Genomic DNA, 14,383 nt, shown 5'->3' on the forward strand with positions numbered 1-14,383 from the left:
AAAACTCCTTATGGGCACGGCCCGCGAACTTCCCGAAACTTGATTTTGCCCGACGCGCGGTGCGTCGCGAGGAGTGACCGAAATGCCGAAAGCAAAGCCGCGGATCATCGTCCTGGGCGCCGGATTGGGCGGCACCCTCACTGCCTTCGCCTTGCGCGAGCGACTCAGGAATCGCGCCGAGGTCATGGCGGTCTCCGACAGCGAGACCTACACCTTCGTGCCCTCCAACCCGTGGGTAGCGGTGCGCTGGCGCGACGTCGCGGATGTGCAGGTGCGTCTGCCCCCTGTCTTCGCGCGCGAGGATATTGGCTTTTCCGCCGCGGGCGCGAAGCGCGTCCACCCGCAGGAGAGCCGCCTCGAACTCGGCGACGGCACCAGCCTGACCTACGACTATCTCGTCATCGCGACTGGCCCCGCGCTGGCGTTCGACGAAATCGAGGGGCTCGGACCCGAAGGCTTCACCCAGTCGATCTGCACCGGCAAGCATGCCGGAGGCGCGGCCGAAGCGTTCGACCGCTTCGTCGAGAATCCCGGCCCCGTGGTGATCGGCGCCGCGCAGGGCGCGTCCTGCTATGGCCCGGCCTACGAATTCGCGATGATCGTCGATACCGAGCTCCGTCGCCGCCGCATCCGCGACCAGGTGCCGATGACGTTCGTCACTGCCGAACCGTATATTGGCCATCTCGGCCTCGACGGCGTGGGCGACACCAAGTCGATGCTCGAGAGCCGGATGCGCGACCGCGACATCAAATGGATCACCAGCGCGCGCATCGCCAGGGTCGAGGACGGCACGATGCATGTCGAGGAAGTCGCCGGCGACGGGTCGGTGGCGAAGACGCACGCGCTTCCCTTCCGCTACTCGATGATTCTCCCGGCGTTCCGCGGCGTGCCGGCGGTCCAGGGCATCGAGGGCCTCAGCAATCCGCGCGGCTTCATCCTGGTCGACAAGCACCAGCGCAACGCCGCCTTCCCCAATGTCTACGCACTCGGCGTCTGCGTCGCGATCCCGCCGACCGGTCCTACCCCCGTGCCGGTGGGCGTGCCCAAGACCGGCTTCATGATCGAGAGCATGATGGCGGCGATCGTCGAGAACATCGCCGAGGAGGTGGAGGGCCGCGAGCCCAACAGCGAGGCGAGCTGGAACGCGATCTGCCTCGCCGACTTCGGCGACGGCGGAGTCGCCTTCGTCGCCCAACCGCAGATCCCGCCGCGCAACGTCAACTGGGCGGTCCAGGGCAAATGGGTCCACCGCGCCAAGGTGCTGTTCGAGCGCTACTTCCTCTACAAGATCCGCCACGGCCAGGCCGAGCCATTTTACGAGAAGCTCGCGCTCAGGATGATGGGCGTCGGCAAGCTCAAGATCCGTCCCACCCGTACCAAGCCCACCAACCCCAGCATCGGAGTTCACCCATGAGCATTGACCGTGCCGTCTTCGTCTTCGCGGGCTTTGTCGTCCTGCTCGGCATCGCGCTGTCGCTCGCCGTCCATCCCTGGTGGATCGCGCTGTCGGCATTCGCCGGGCTCAACATGATCCAGGCCGCGTTCACCGGCTGGTGCCCGGCGGCGATGCTGTTCAAGGCGCTCGGCCTACGGTCCGGCAATGCGTTCCGCTGATCTGATGACCGCCCAGACGGGATCCTGTCCAATCTGCGACCGTGCCCTCGACCGGGCGGGCATGATCGTCGCTTCTGCGCTGGACGCCCCCTCGGCGCGGCCGCGGGTACGCGCCTTCTTCGACGAGGCGACCTTCACCGCGAGCTATGTCGTCCACGATCCCGCGACGCGGCGCGCGGCGATCATCGACTCGGTGCTCGATTACGACCCCGCCTCAGGGCGGACCTCGCACGCCTCGGCCGATGCGATGGTCGCTTATGTCGAGGCCGAGGGATTGACCGTCGACTGGCTGCTCGAGACCCACGTCCATGCCGACCATCTCTCGGCGGCGCCCTGGCTCCAGCAACGTCTCGGCGGTCAGCTCGCGATCGGCCGCGCGATCACGGTCGTGCAAGAGGTGTTCGGCAAGATCTTCAATGCCGGCACCGAGTTCGCGCGCGACGGCTCGCAGTTCGACCGGCTGTTCGACGACGGCGACGCCTTCGCGATCGGGAAGCTGCAGGCCGCGGTGCTCCATGTTCCGGGGCACACCCCCGCCGACCTCGCTTATGTCATCGGCGACGCAGTGTTCGTGGGCGACACCCTGTTCATGCCCGACTATGGCACTGCCCGCGCCGACTTTCCGGGTGGCGACGCAGCGACTCTCTACCGCTCGATCCGCCGCTTGCTCGAGCTGCCGCGCGACGCACGGCTGTTCCTGTGCCACGACTACGAGGCGCCGGGGCGCGAAACCTACGCGTGGGAGACCACGGTCGGCGCCGAGCGCGACGCCAATGTCCACGTCCATGACGGCGTGAGTGAAGCCGAGTTCGTGGCGATGCGCGCCGCGCGCGACCGCACGCTCGGCATGCCGCGGCTGATCCTCCCCTCGATCCAGGTGAACATGCGTGGCGGGCACTTCCCCGAGCCCGAGGCGAACGGCGTTCGCTACCTCAAAATTCCCATCGATGCGCTCTGAGCGCGACCTCAGCGAAAAGGCGGTCCCGATGACTCCCAAGCCCCTCGCCCCCGGCATCAGCGTCACCACCCAGATCACGCCTGCCGCGATTGCCACCGCCAAGGCGGCAGGCTTCCGCGCGATCGTCAACAATCGCCCCGATCGCGAAGAGCCGGGCCAACCCTCCAGCGCCGAGCTGGAAGCCGCGGCCAAGGCGGCGGGCCTCGAATATCGTCACATACCGGTGGTGCCGGGCCAGTTCAGCGACGCCCAGATCGACGCCTTCCGCGACGCGATGAGCGCTTGCGCCAAGCCGGCGCTCGCCTTCTGCAAGTCGGGCATGCGCGCGACTTCGCTGTGGGCGTTGTCGCAGGCCGGCAGGCTCACCACCGACGAGATTTTGCGCCAGGCGAGCGCATGCGGTTACGACCTGACCCCGCTCGCCCCGCGCATCGAGGCGCGCGCCGGGACCACCCAGGCCTGAAATGCTCGAGCCGCTCCAGTATCTGCTCGCGGCGCTGTCGGGCGGACTGGTCGGGTTCACACTCGCGCTGGTCGGCGGCGGCGGATCGATCCTGGCGGTCCCGCTGATGGTCTATCTGGTCGGGGTCCCCAGCGCCCATGTCGCCATCGGGACGAGCGCGCTGGCGGTCGCCGCGAACGCCGCGACCGGGCTGGTGAACCACGCGCGGGCCGGCACCGTCAAATGGCGCTGTGGCGGCATGTACGCCGCGGCGGGCGTGCTCGGCGCGCTTGCCGGCTCGACGTTGGGCAAGGCGATCGACGGGCAGAAGCTGCTGCTGCTGTTCGCGCTGCTGATGATCGTCGTCGGCGCGCTGATGCTTCGCAGGCGCAGCTCCGAGGACATGCCGGACGTACAGTGCAATCGGACCAATGCGCCCAAGGTGCTGGGGTTCGGCTTTGGCACCGGTGCCTTCTCCGGCTTCTTCGGGATCGGTGGCGGGTTTCTGATCGTACCCGGCCTCATCGCCTCCACGGGCATGCCCATGATCAACGCGGTCGGCACATCCCTGATCGCGGTTGCCGCGTTCGGGGTGACCACGGCGCTCAACTACGCGCTGTCCGGCTTGATCGACTGGCCGCTCGCGGCCGTGTTCATTGCCGGGGGCATCGCCGGTGGAATGGCCGGTTCGATCGCAGGGCGGCGACTCGCCGCGGCCGGTAGCCTCGTCAAGGTCTTCGCAGGGATCATCTTCCTGGTCGCCGGGTATATGCTGTGGCGCGGCATTCCCGCGCTCCTGGCCTGAAGCGAGCGACCCCGGCGCTCCTGCCTCGATGGGCGGAATGGAAAGGCAAAGAAGCCGGGATCGGATGCATTGTGACGAGGCCGGAAACGACGACGAAACCCCGGGCGTGACGAAGTCTCCGTCGCCATGCAGCGGGGTGCGGACATTTACGAGGTCCGGCGAGTGTCCGTGCAGGCTAGAGCTTTCCCTCCCTTCACTCGGGAGATATCTCATGCTGCAACCTGACGCCCAATTGCTGCGCGACGTCCGCCGGGAACTTGGAAGCGACCATAGCATCGACGCTTCCGCGATCCATGTCGCGGTTCAGGATGGCGTGGTGGTACTGTCCGGTTCCGTCGCCAATGTCGGTGCGAGGGAGGCAGCCGCCTCCGCCGCACGGCGGGTTCCTGATGTCCGCCGCGTCTTCGAGAAGATTTCGGTGCGGCCGGTGGATCCCGCGCTCGACGATGCGGCGATCGCGGCGCGCGTACACGCGATCCTCGACCTCGACGCCGCGGTGCCCACGGGTGCCGTGGATGTCGCGGTCGACAAGGGGTTTGTAACGCTCACCGGCGAGGTCGACTGGCCCTATGAACGCGAGGCGGCACGCAGCGCCACCTCGCGCATTGCAGGGGTCACCGGCGTTGCCTGCCGGATCGAGACGCGAGGCCCGCCCTCCGTGGCCGATCTGCGCGGCCGGATACTGGCCGCCCTCGAAGGCCTGGTCGAGGCGCAGGCAGCCGCGATCGAGATCGCGGTCGAGGATGGTGTGGTGCAGCTCGCCGGAATGCTCGGCGGCACGGCTTGTCGCGACGCGGCAGAGCGGGCGGTGCGGGAGGCCCCCGGCGTCCGGTCTGTCGAAAGCCATCTGACAGGCGGTTGACCGACCGCGCCGGACGAGACGCCGCGACTCCGTAAACATCCCAAATGCGGCTCACGGCAAAACGGCCGAATCCTTGCGAGACATCGCCCGGCTTTGATCGCTGATGCGGGGCGAGGCTGAAGACGGAGAGCGCCGTGCAATATGTCGATCTCGATCGCGAGGACCGGGAGGCATCGCCCGAGCTGGTGCACGCGCTGACGCTCGCCGCCGAGCCGCTCCCGCACCCGGCCGACGCCGAGAAGTTCGGCGCGATGTTCGATCGCTTCGGCGATGCTCAAATCGTCCTCCTTGGAGAAGCCACGCATGGCACTTCGGAATTCTACCGCGCGCGCGCCGCGATCACGCGGCGGCTGATCGAGCGGCACGGCTTCACGATGGTCGCGGTCGAGGCCGACTGGCCCGATGCCGCGCGGATCGACGACTATGTCCGCCATCAGGCACCGCGGCCGCGCCGCGGCGATGTCGTTCCGCGTTTCCCGGCCTGGATGTGGCGCAATCAGGAAGTGCTCGATTTCGCGGACTGGATGCGGGGCCATAATGCGCCGCTTGCCGAAGCCGAGCGTGCCTCGTTCCACGGGCTCGATGTCTACAGCCTCGGAGAGTCGATTCACGCCGTGCTCGCCTATCTCGACAAGGTCGATCCGGATGGCGCGGCACGCGCGCGGCGGCGCTATGGCTGCCTCACCCCCTGGCAGGACGAGCCCGCGCATTACGGGCGAGCCGTCGAACGCGGCGGACGCGGCAGTTGCGAGGATCCCGTCGTGGCGCAGTTGCGCGATCTGCTCGAACATCGCCTCACCTATCTTCGCGACGATGGCGAGCGCTGGTTCGACGCGGTCCAGAACGCGCGCATCGTCCGGGCGGCCGAACAATATTATCGCGCCATGTATCGCGGCGCGGCCGAAAGCTGGAATCTGCGCGATCGCCACATGTTCACGACGCTGCAGGCGTTGATCGCGCACCGGGGCAACGATGCGAAGGCGGTCGTCTGGGCGCACAATTCCCATATCGGCAACGCCGCCGCGACGGCGATGGGCTGGCGCGGCGAGTTCAACATCGGCGAGCTGTGCCGGATGGCCTATGGCGAGGCAGCGGTGCTGATCGGCTTCGGAACCGACCGCGGCACGGTCGCCGCCGCCAGCGACTGGGGCGCCGGCATGGAGATCAAGACGGTGCGCCCGGCCCGCCCGGACAGCTACGAGCATGCTTTCCGCCGCACCGGCCAGGCGCGCTCGTTGACCGACTGGCGCTCGCCCGAGCGGCGCGGCCTTGCCGACATGCTGCGCAGCCCGCTGCTCGAACGCGCGATCGGCGTCGTCTATCGTCCCGAAACCGAGCTGCTCAGCCACTATTTCCAGGCAATGCTGGGCGAGCAGTTCGACGCCTGGGTGTGGTTCGACGAAACGCACGCGGTAACGCCGCTCGGACCCGAGCATGTCCGTGGCGCGCCCGAAACCTGGCCCTTCGGACTCTGAGCCATGACCGTCGCCGATATCGAGCCGCGCGAAATCCTGATCCATCCCGATGGCCTTGAGGCCATTCTGGGCGTCCCCGGCGATGCCCGTGGCCTGGTGATCTTTGCCCATGGCAGTGGCAGCGGGCGGCTGAGTCCGCGCAACAATCATGTCGCCGAGGGGCTGCGCGAGGCCGGGCTCGCAACGCTGCTGCTCGACCTGTTGACGCCGGTCGAGGAAACCGATCGTGGCAATGTGTTCGACATCGGGCTGCTCGCGTCGCGTCTGATGCGCGCGACGCACTGGGCCAGGGCCGACCCGCGCACCTTCAACCTTCCGATCGGCTATTTCGGCGCCAGCACCGGAGCCGGGGCGGCGTTGCTCGCCGCCGCCGCGGCCGCGCCGATGGAGATCGGCGCGATCGTATCGCGCGGCGGCCGGCCGGACCTTGCCGGCGCCAACGCGCTCGCGCGCGTGCGTGCGCCGACCCAGCTGATCGTCGGCAGCCTCGATACGAGCGTGATCGCGCTCAACGAGCACGCGATGCGGCACCTGCGCTGTCCGCATGAGCTGGTGATCGTGCCCGGCGCAGGACATTTGTTCGAGGAACCCGGGACGCTCGACCAGGTGATCGCGCATGCCCGCCGCTGGTTCCTCGCCCATCTCAAGGCCTGAGGAGGTCCCGATGATAGACGGCGCAATGTTCCCGGATCGACGAGCGGCCGGCCGGTGCCTCGCGCAAGCGCTCCTGCACCTGCGCGGCCGCAATCCCCTGGTGCTGGCGCTCCCGCGCGGGGGCGTCCCGGTCGCATTCGAAGTTGCGACGGCTCTGGGGGCCGAACTCGACCTGCTCTTCGTGCGGAAGCTTGGCGCTCCGGGACACGAGGAGTTCGGTATCGGCGCGGTGGTCGATGGTGCTGAGCCTCAGCTCGTGGTTAACGAGGCGGCGATGCGCCAGCTCGGCGTCGATCCCGCCTATCTGCGCGCCGAGCTGACGCGCCAGCTCACAGAGATCGAACGGCGCCGCCGTGCCTATGTCGGCGAGCGCCCGCCCAAGCCCCTCACCGGCCGAACCGTGATCGTCGTCGACGACGGTATCGCGACCGGCGGCACTGTCACCGCGGCGCTCATGGGAATTCGAAAGAACCTCCCCGCCTATCTCGTCCTGGCCGTGCCTGTCGCACCCCCCGATGCCATCGCGGCGCTACGCGCCCAATGTGATGAACTTGTCTGCCTCGAAGCGCCCGATCCCTTCTATGCGGTGGGCGCGCATTATGCCGATTTCACGCAGACTGGCGATGCCGAGGTCATCGACCTACTCGCCCGCGCCAATGCGATCGGTCAGGCTGCGTAGTCCCATGCGGATCCGCTCGCCGCACCGTCACCTGAAGAAGGGGCTGACGCATCCGAACCGCCTCGTCGCGGCGGCAACCTGGTTGCTCGTGCTGCTGCTTGGTTGGGTGCTGGTCCGTCTCGTGATGGCACTGGTCGACGATTTCTGGCTGCTCGTTATCGTGTGGTCGCAGCCATGGCGATGACGGCGGCCGATCGAACCGAGCGAGAACCGGCCGGGATCGCATTGCCGGGCACGTCGCCCGCCGGCGGCGGCAAGGACGCGTTGGAGACGGGGCTGCGCGCCTGGCTGCTCGGGGGCGATGTCTCGATCCAGTATCAGGTTCGACGCGACCTGCTCGACGAAGATGATCCCCTTTTGCGCGCGAGGATCGCCAACCAAGGCTGGGGTGCGCGTTTCCTGGCGTGCCGGAACCCTGACGGCTCGTGGGGCCGCGGCTTCTACCAGCCCAAATGGACCAGCTCGCATTATACGCTGCTCGACCTGAAGACGCTGGGGATCGCCCCCGATCATCCGGTTCCGCGCGAAAGCGTGAACAGGATTCTCGCCGCGCAATGGTTCGCCGACGGCGGCATCGGCCCCGCCCGTTCCATCGGAGTCAGCGACGTCTGTGTGAACGGCATGTTCCTGAACTATGCCAGCTATTTCGGCGCACCCGAGGCATCGCTGCGGCGGATTGTCGACTTCATCCTTGCCCAGTGGATGGAAGACGGCGGCTTCAATTGCTGGCGGAATCGCTCGGGCGCGCGCCACAGCTCCATGGATTCGACCCTCTCGGTGCTGGAAGGTCTCCATGAATATGCCGCCAACGGCTATGGCTATCGGCGGGAGGAGCTGGAACGCGCGTCGGCGGCCGGGCGTGAGTTTCTCTTGCGGCATCGGCTGTTCCGCTCGGAACGCAGCGGGGAAGTGATCCGCGATGACATGCTCCGGTTGTGCTTCCCGCCACGCTGGAAATTCAACATCCTCAGGGCCCTGGACTATTTTCGGTCCGCGGCAGCCTGGGACGACAGGATGACGGAGGCATTGGCGATCGTCCGATCGAAATGCAGGGAAGGACGCTGGCTGTTGCCCGCGCCTCATCCGGGGCAGGTTCATTTCGTCATGGAGCAGCCGGGCGCGCCGAGCCGATGGAACACCCTGATCGCGCTTCGGGTGCTGCGCGCCTGTCGGTGAAGCAGTCGCGCGCTCGGATATCCACCAGCGCCTGTCCCTGGCTCAAGAGCCGTCCGCAATCCGCACCTTCACGCCGTCGGCCACCTTGTCGCCGGGATGAAGGATCACCCGATCGCCCGGTGCGAGCCCGCCGAGCACCTGGGCCGCGTCGGCGTTCATCCGGCCGATCCTGACGGATACCGCCCGGGCGACGCCGCCGCTGATCCGGAAGACCTGCCAGTCGCTGCCGCTGCGAAACAGCGCGCTGATCGGGACCAGCACCGCATCTTCCGCCCGCCATGTCTCGATCCGGACCGTCGCGCGAAAGCCGTGACCCAGCCGGGTCCATGCCTCGCGGGGCTCCGCGAAATCGATGACGACATTGACGCGCTGTTCCTCCACGCCGAGCGCCGAGACCTTGAGAAAGCCAAAGGGCTCGACCAGCCGGACTCGTCCCTTGAGCGGCCGCGCGCCACCCCAATCCTCGATTGACACGGCCGCGCCGGGCCTGACCTGCACCGCATCGGCGGAAAGCAGGTCCGTCACCATCTCGAGCCCGGCGGGATCCCCAACGGAGACCAACGGCGTACCGGCCACCACCACACGCATGCTCTCCTGCGGCACCGTCAGCACCGTTCCCGATACCGGCGCGCGGACTTCGACCACGCCGCGACCCGTCGTGCCGCTCCCCGGCGCGATCAGGCCGGCGCGTGCGGCGTTGACGCTCTCGCGCGCGGCCCACTCACCCTGGCGCGCCGCATGCACTGCGGCGCGGGCGCGGTCGCGGGTGGCGCGCGCCGCATCGAGCGCGGCCTGCGTCACGAACCCGCGTTCACGCAGCGTGGCGGTGCGGGTCAGTTGACGTTCGGCGAGATCCTGGGCCGCGAGCGCATCTTCCACCTGTGCATGCGCCGCCGCCGCCTGCGCCTCGAGCATGCGCACATTGGCCTGAATCTGGGCAAGCGCGCGCGCGTCGAGCGCGCCCGGCTCGGCCGGCCGGATGCGCGCGAGCAGGGTCTCGCCGGCAACCACGCGCGCGCCGGGCTTGAGCGGCACGCGCAGCAGCTCGCCGGTGATCGGCGCGGAGACCATATAGAGATCCCGTACGCGCGTTTCGGCAAGGTCGTCGATGGTGACCGCCATCGGCCCACGCGCGACTTCGCCCGCCTCGACCTCGACCGCCGGGGTCCGGGTCGCGACGAACAGCGCTATCGCGAGGACGACCGCGATCAGCAGGACGAGGATCCTGGGCCCGGTGACAAGTTTGCGTCGCATGGTCATTCCCTGGTCTTGAGCGCGCGGATCAGGTCGAGCCTGTCGACGCGGTAGCGGATGAGGAGCGCGGTGCCGGCCGCGGCGGCGGCGACGAGGAGAATGCTCCGGGCAAATACGCGCGGGTCGATATCGAAGGGGATCGTGAACATCTCGGTGCTGAACTGGCCGATCAGGAACCGCCACAGTTCGACGCCCGCCCAGATACCGAGCGGAAGCGCGAGCAGCACGAGCAGCGCCTGCTCGCCGAGCAGGACGAACGCGACTTCGCGGCGACGAAAGCCGAGGACCCTGAGCGAGGCAAGATCGCGGGCGCGCTCCGAAAGGCTGATGCGCGCGCTGTTGTAGACCACGCCGACGACCACGAGCATCGCGAGGCCGACATAGAAGAAGGTCTGGATCGCGAAATTCTGCTCGATCGTCTCGTTCATCGTGCGCAGCATCGCCGTGCGCGCCGAGACGCCGGCGACCATCGGGCTCGCCTTCAGGCGCGAATAGACCCTGGGCAAGGCGATCGGATCGACCTGCAGATAAGCGCCCGACAATGTGTTTCCTTCGCGCAGCAGACGGTTCAGGCTGGCGCGGTCGACGCTCGCGGCGCTCCCGAAGGGACTGTCGAGCACCGCTGCGACGTGCAGCCGGAAACGGGGCCGCTCGCCTTCGGTCACTGCCGCCTCGATCGTATCGCCGACACCGACGCCGAGCCGGCGAGCGGTGCGCCCGGACAGGACCGCGCCAGCGGCGGGAGGCTCGTAGGTGCCGCCATCGAGATCGATCAGGCGCGACAGTCCGCCGCCCTGCTCTACTCCCGACAGCGCTTCGCGGACCTCGTGCTGGCGCGAGCGCAGGCGCGCGCCAACGGCGCGGAAGGGCTGGACGCGGAGCACGCCGGGAATCCGCTCGAGTTCGTGAAGCGCGCGCGCGTCGCGCGGCTCGGCGAAGGTGACGATGAGATCGGACCGGTCGGCGACGCCGAAGCCCAGGTCGATCATCCGGCCAATGCTGGCGGTGGGACTGGCCGAAGAGACGTAGAGCATGGTCGCGGCCGCGAGGCCGAGCACGGTCAGTCCGGACCGGATCGGCCGGCGCAGCAGCCCGCGGACGATGATCCGGCTCGGCTCGTCGGGGCCGACCGCGCCCGCCAGCCAGGTCACGGCGCGGCTCGAATAGTCGGGCGGCGCCTCGGGCCGCATCGCATCGGCCGGCGACAGCCGCGCCGATCGCCAGACCGCGGTCGTTGCACCCAGCACCACCGGAATCAGCGTGGCGGCGCCGGCGAGCAGATAGGCGTTGCCGTCGATCCGGAACTCGAGGAAGGGAAAGGCGAAAAAGCGCTGGTAGATGCCGGCCATGCCGCGCCCGAGCCAGGCGCCGAGCGCGATCCCGAGCGCCAGCCCGCCAATCGAGAGCAGCGTGGCGAGCTGAACATAGTGGAGCATGATCGCCCGAACGGGGAAGCCAAACGCCTTGAGGAGGCCGATCACCTCGCGCTCGGTATCGACCAGCCTAGCGAGCACGATGTTCAACAGGAAGGCGGCGACGAGCAGAAATACCGGCGGCAACAATGTCGCCATGGTCGTCAACTGGTCGATCTCGCCGGCGACGAACCGGTCCGAAATCTGCTGCTCGCGCGAATAGGCGCCGATCCCGCCATAGGGGCCGAGCAGCAGGTCGAGACGCCGTTCGACCTCGGGAATGCTTGCCCCCGGCGCCAGCCGCACGAGCACGTCGTTGAAAGCCTGATTCAGATCGAGCGCAGCCGCGAGCTGCTCGCGGCCCATCCAGATGATCGCCGAGCGGCGATTGTCGGGAAAGATCTGGCCCGCCGACAGGACATAGACATATTCGGGCGAAAGCACCGAGCCGACGAGGCGCAACTCGACCTGCTTACCATAAAGCACGGCCTTGACCGGATCGCCGATGGAGAGCCCCGCTGCCTTCACGAACGCCTCGTTGGCGACGATTTCCTCGGGATGGCGCGGATCAGGAAGACGCCCCTCGCGCAGCACCAGCTGGTGAAGCGCCTCGGGGCGTGGGGACGGCAGCGAATGGACCTGCGCCGTCACCGGTTCGGCCACCTGTGCGACGTCGAGCGTCGCCCGCGTCGTGATCCTGCTGTCCGCTGCTGCAACGCCCGGCAGCAGGCGAACCTTCGTCATGACCGTCTCGGGCGCGCGCACGAGCGGCGCGAACACATCGGCGAAGCGATAGCGGTCGTAATAGGCGTCGCGGGTCGCCTCGAGCGAGCCGATCAGCCCGACCGCCATCACCATCGTGCCCACGCCCGCCGCGATCACCAGCGCGATCGCCACGGCCTGGCCGCGCAGGCGCCAGAAGTCGCGGAACAGCTTGACCGTCAGCGTCGAGCGGAAGCGCCTCACCATGTCAGTCCCATCGGGGAGGCGCGGACGGCATTGTGCCGCCGGCCGGTGATCCGGCCGTCCCCGAACAGCAGCACCTCGTCCGCGATGTCGGCGATCACTGCATTGTGAGTGATGACGAAGGTAGTCGTGCCGAGCTCGCGGTTGACCTGGTCGAGCGCGGCGAGGACGCGTGTGCCGGTCTGGCTGTCGAGCGCGCCGGTAGGCTCGTCGCACAGCAGCACCTCGGGCCGCTTGGCGATGGCGCGCGCGATCGCCACGCGCTGCTGCTCGCCGCCCGAAAGCTGCGCCGGAAAATGATCGAGCCGCGCCTCGAGCCCAACCATCGCGAGCGCGTCGGCGGGGTCCATCGGATTGTCGGAAATCTCGGTGATCAGCGAGACATTCTCGCGCGCGGTCAGCGACGCCACCAGATTGTAGAACTGGAACACGAAGCCGACGTTGCGGCGGCGATACTCGGTAAGCGCGTCGTCATCGAACGCGGTGACGTCGCGGTCGTGGAACCAGGCATGGCCCGAAGTGGCGTGGTCCAGCCCGCCGAGAATGTTGAGCAGGGTCGACTTGCCCGATCCCGAAGGACCGAGCAGCACGATCATCGCGCCCGCGGACGCGACGAGATCGACCCCGCGCAGCGCATGCACGGCGTTCTCGCCCTCGCCATAGGTCTTGGTCAGGCCCTCGACGCGATAGACGAGTGATCGCTGCGCGTCCGCACGCTCATCAGCTTCGGGCGCCAGCCTTGTCATCTCTGTCCCCCACCTGGCTCGGGCGGCTCAGCCGGCGGTGGCCATCTGGCGGACCGTAACCGCCGCGTCCCCAGGACAAGCGGAAACCCAGCGCATCGCACCGCAGGTCGCCGGACGTTCGCCGAGCATCTCGCCGAACGCGGCCATCGACCGCTCGGCCATCCGCGCCCAGATCATCGAGCGGCCATGCGCATAGGCCGCCGCCGCGCCGCGGGCGCGCCTCACGTCGTTGCTCAGCAATGTGCCGATTGCGTCCGCGGTTGCCGGGACGTCCCCGAACCCGACGAGCGTGCCCCGCCCTTGAGCGAGGAGCTCGGCGGCATGGGCGTAGGGTGTCGAAACGATCGGCTTCCCGAGACCCAGCGCGTAGGCGAGCGTTCCCGAAGTGATCTGCGCCGGGTTCGCATAGGGCGTCACGTAAACGTCCGCCGCGGCGATGCGGTCGAGCAGTTCCTGCTCGCCGAGGAAGCGATTCTCCCAGCGTAGCGCATGATCGACCCCCAGCCCGGCGGCGAGCGTCTGAAGCCGCTCGCGATACGCCTCGCCTTCGTGCGCGATGAGGTGCGGATGGGTGGCGCCGACGATCGAATAGAGCGCGTCGGGGCGGCGGCGGAGGATCGCCGGCAACGCCTCGATCACAGTCTCGATACCCTTGCCGGGCGACAACAGGCCGAAGGTCAGGATCGTCGGCCGATCCTCCAGTCCGAAGCGACTGCGCGCCACGCCAGGATCGACATAGGCGCGGTCCGGCACGCCGTGGGGGATGACGGCGACTTCGTTGCCCCGGATGCCATAGACGCGCTCGAGTATCTCCCGCCCCCGCTCGGCCATGACGATCAGTAGCGACGCGCGCGCCGCCAGCCGCTCGATCACGCGCCGCTGCTCGGGATCGGGGGTTTCGAGCACCGTGTGCAGTGTCACCACCAGCGGCGCGGAAATGCGGTCGACCAGCTCGAACAGATAGCTGCCGGCCGGCCCGCCGTAGATGCCGAACTCGTGCTGGACCCAGACCAGGTCGGGGCGGCTCGCCTCGATCGCCCGCGCCGCATCGCGATAGCTTGCGCGGTCTTCCTGCGCGATGGCGCGCGTCACGCTGGGCGGAAAGCGATAGCTGCGCCCCGGATCGACCATCGCATAATGGTCCACGGCCACGGCCGGGAACCGCTCACGCAACGCGTCATGGACGTGGCTGGTGAAGGTGGCGAGGCCGCACAGCCTGGGCAGTGCATTGCCGATCAAAGCGATCCGATCGACATGCGAGCGATGAAGGACGGTGCCGGCACCAAAGCCGGACGAAAAAATGCGGGCGGTGTCGGGGCGCATCATCGTCTCCCTGGGAA

General features: G+C 68.2%; 15 protein-coding genes. 11 read left to right on the forward strand and 4 right to left on the reverse strand.

What is annotated here, in order from left to right; translation table 11 throughout:
* The first annotated feature begins 82 nt into the window (after positions 1-82).
* From OF829_RS02080 to OF829_RS02130, 11 genes are all read left to right on the forward strand, one after another.
* Entirely contained in the window at positions 83-1,414 is a 1,332-nt protein-coding gene (locus OF829_RS02080; RefSeq protein ID WP_264938286.1) for an NAD(P)/FAD-dependent oxidoreductase, read from the forward strand.
* Positions 1,411-1,614, forward strand: coding sequence for a YgaP family membrane protein (locus OF829_RS02085; protein WP_264938287.1), 204 nt, complete (start codon positions 1,411-1,413; stop codon positions 1,612-1,614). The genes OF829_RS02080 and OF829_RS02085 overlap by 4 nt, the downstream gene beginning before the upstream one ends.
* A 61-nt stretch (positions 1,615-1,675) precedes the next feature.
* Positions 1,676-2,572, forward strand: coding sequence for an MBL fold metallo-hydrolase (locus tag OF829_RS02090; protein WP_264938288.1), 897 nt, complete (start codon positions 1,676-1,678; stop codon positions 2,570-2,572).
* Positions 2,573-2,600: 28 nt separating this feature from the next.
* Positions 2,601-3,035 carry a TIGR01244 family sulfur transferase gene (locus OF829_RS02095; protein WP_264938289.1) on the forward strand — a complete coding sequence of 145 codons (435 nt, stop codon included), beginning with the start codon at positions 2,601-2,603 and terminating at the stop codon, positions 3,033-3,035.
* 1 nt (position 3,036) lies between these two features.
* Positions 3,037-3,819 (forward strand): sulfite exporter TauE/SafE family protein, encoded by a 783-nt coding sequence (locus OF829_RS02100; RefSeq protein ID WP_264938290.1) that lies wholly within the window; start codon positions 3,037-3,039, stop codon positions 3,817-3,819.
* A 211-nt stretch (positions 3,820-4,030) separates the two neighbouring features.
* Positions 4,031-4,681, forward strand: a complete 651-nt coding sequence (locus OF829_RS02105) for a BON domain-containing protein (RefSeq protein ID WP_264938291.1) — start codon at positions 4,031-4,033, stop codon at positions 4,679-4,681.
* Positions 4,682-4,815: 134 nt separating this feature from the next.
* Positions 4,816-6,156 (forward strand): erythromycin esterase family protein, encoded by a 1,341-nt coding sequence (locus tag OF829_RS02110; RefSeq protein ID WP_264938292.1) that lies wholly within the window; start codon positions 4,816-4,818, stop codon positions 6,154-6,156.
* A 3-nt stretch (positions 6,157-6,159) separates the two neighbouring features.
* Complete coding sequence (locus tag OF829_RS02115; RefSeq protein ID WP_264938293.1) at positions 6,160-6,810, forward strand: dienelactone hydrolase family protein; 651 nt, start codon at positions 6,160-6,162, stop codon at positions 6,808-6,810.
* 10 nt (positions 6,811-6,820) lie between these two features.
* Complete coding sequence (locus OF829_RS02120) at positions 6,821-7,489, forward strand: phosphoribosyltransferase (protein ID WP_264938294.1); 669 nt, start codon at positions 6,821-6,823, stop codon at positions 7,487-7,489.
* A 4-nt stretch (positions 7,490-7,493) separates the two neighbouring features.
* On the forward strand, positions 7,494-7,673 hold the full coding sequence (locus OF829_RS02125; RefSeq protein WP_264938295.1) for a hypothetical protein: 180 nt from the start codon (positions 7,494-7,496) through the stop codon (positions 7,671-7,673).
* Positions 7,670-8,665 (forward strand): prenyltransferase/squalene oxidase repeat-containing protein, encoded by a 996-nt coding sequence (locus OF829_RS02130; protein ID WP_264938296.1) that lies wholly within the window; start codon positions 7,670-7,672, stop codon positions 8,663-8,665. Before OF829_RS02125 ends, OF829_RS02130 begins: the two co-directional genes overlap by 4 nt.
* A gap of 42 nt (positions 8,666-8,707) precedes the next feature.
* On the opposite strand, the gene OF829_RS02135 is transcribed toward OF829_RS02130, so the two are convergent.
* From OF829_RS02135 to OF829_RS02150, 4 genes are read right to left on the reverse strand one after another with little or no spacing between them, the layout of a single operon-like run.
* Complete coding sequence (locus tag OF829_RS02135; RefSeq protein WP_264938297.1) at positions 8,708-9,919, reverse strand: efflux RND transporter periplasmic adaptor subunit; 1,212 nt, start codon at positions 9,917-9,919, stop codon at positions 8,708-8,710.
* Between the two features lie 2 nt (positions 9,920-9,921).
* Entirely contained in the window at positions 9,922-12,300 is a 2,379-nt protein-coding gene (locus OF829_RS02140; protein ID WP_264938298.1) for an ABC transporter permease, read from the reverse strand.
* Complete coding sequence (locus tag OF829_RS02145; protein WP_264938299.1) at positions 12,294-13,043, reverse strand: ABC transporter ATP-binding protein; 750 nt, start codon at positions 13,041-13,043, stop codon at positions 12,294-12,296. Before OF829_RS02145 ends, OF829_RS02140 begins: the two co-directional genes overlap by 7 nt.
* 27 nt (positions 13,044-13,070) lie before the next feature.
* Positions 13,071-14,369 carry a glycosyltransferase family 4 protein gene (locus tag OF829_RS02150; protein WP_264938300.1) on the reverse strand — a complete coding sequence of 433 codons (1,299 nt, stop codon included), beginning with the start codon at positions 14,367-14,369 and terminating at the stop codon, positions 13,071-13,073.
* Positions 14,370-14,383 lie beyond the last annotated feature (14 nt).

This window comes from Sphingomonas caeni, from assembly GCF_026013415.1.
In the GTDB taxonomy this organism is placed as follows: domain Bacteria; phylum Pseudomonadota; class Alphaproteobacteria; order Sphingomonadales; family Sphingomonadaceae; genus Sphingomonas; species Sphingomonas caeni.

What these genes read in the sequence shown, in the direction of transcription:
- OF829_RS02095 (WP_264938289.1), top strand. Translation starts at nt 2,601, where the DNA reads ATGACTCCCAAGCCCCTCGCCCCCGGCATCAGCGTCACCACCCAGATC.
- OF829_RS02090 (WP_264938288.1), top strand. Translation starts at nt 1,676, where the DNA reads ATGATCGTCGCTTCTGCGCTGGACGCCCCCTCGGCGCGGCCGCGGGTA.
- OF829_RS02085 (WP_264938287.1), top strand. Translation starts at nt 1,411, where the DNA reads ATGAGCATTGACCGTGCCGTCTTCGTCTTCGCGGGCTTTGTCGTCCTG.
- OF829_RS02120 (WP_264938294.1), top strand. Translation starts at nt 6,821, where the DNA reads ATGATAGACGGCGCAATGTTCCCGGATCGACGAGCGGCCGGCCGGTGC.
- OF829_RS02105 (WP_264938291.1), top strand. Translation starts at nt 4,031, where the DNA reads ATGCTGCAACCTGACGCCCAATTGCTGCGCGACGTCCGCCGGGAACTT.
- OF829_RS02115 (WP_264938293.1), top strand. Translation starts at nt 6,160, where the DNA reads ATGACCGTCGCCGATATCGAGCCGCGCGAAATCCTGATCCATCCCGAT.
- OF829_RS02140 (WP_264938298.1), bottom strand. Translation starts at nt 12,300, where the DNA reads ATGGTGAGGCGCTTCCGCTCGACGCTGACGGTCAAGCTGTTCCGCGAC.
- OF829_RS02080 (WP_264938286.1), top strand. Translation starts at nt 83, where the DNA reads ATGCCGAAAGCAAAGCCGCGGATCATCGTCCTGGGCGCCGGATTGGGC.
- OF829_RS02135 (WP_264938297.1), bottom strand. Translation starts at nt 9,919, where the DNA reads ATGCGACGCAAACTTGTCACCGGGCCCAGGATCCTCGTCCTGCTGATC.
- OF829_RS02130 (WP_264938296.1), top strand. Translation starts at nt 7,670, where the DNA reads ATGACGGCGGCCGATCGAACCGAGCGAGAACCGGCCGGGATCGCATTG.
- OF829_RS02100 (WP_264938290.1), top strand. Translation starts at nt 3,037, where the DNA reads ATGCTCGAGCCGCTCCAGTATCTGCTCGCGGCGCTGTCGGGCGGACTG.
- OF829_RS02150 (WP_264938300.1), bottom strand. Translation starts at nt 14,369, where the DNA reads ATGATGCGCCCCGACACCGCCCGCATTTTTTCGTCCGGCTTTGGTGCC.
- OF829_RS02145 (WP_264938299.1), bottom strand. Translation starts at nt 13,043, where the DNA reads ATGACAAGGCTGGCGCCCGAAGCTGATGAGCGTGCGGACGCGCAGCGA.
- OF829_RS02125 (WP_264938295.1), top strand. Translation starts at nt 7,494, where the DNA reads ATGCGGATCCGCTCGCCGCACCGTCACCTGAAGAAGGGGCTGACGCAT.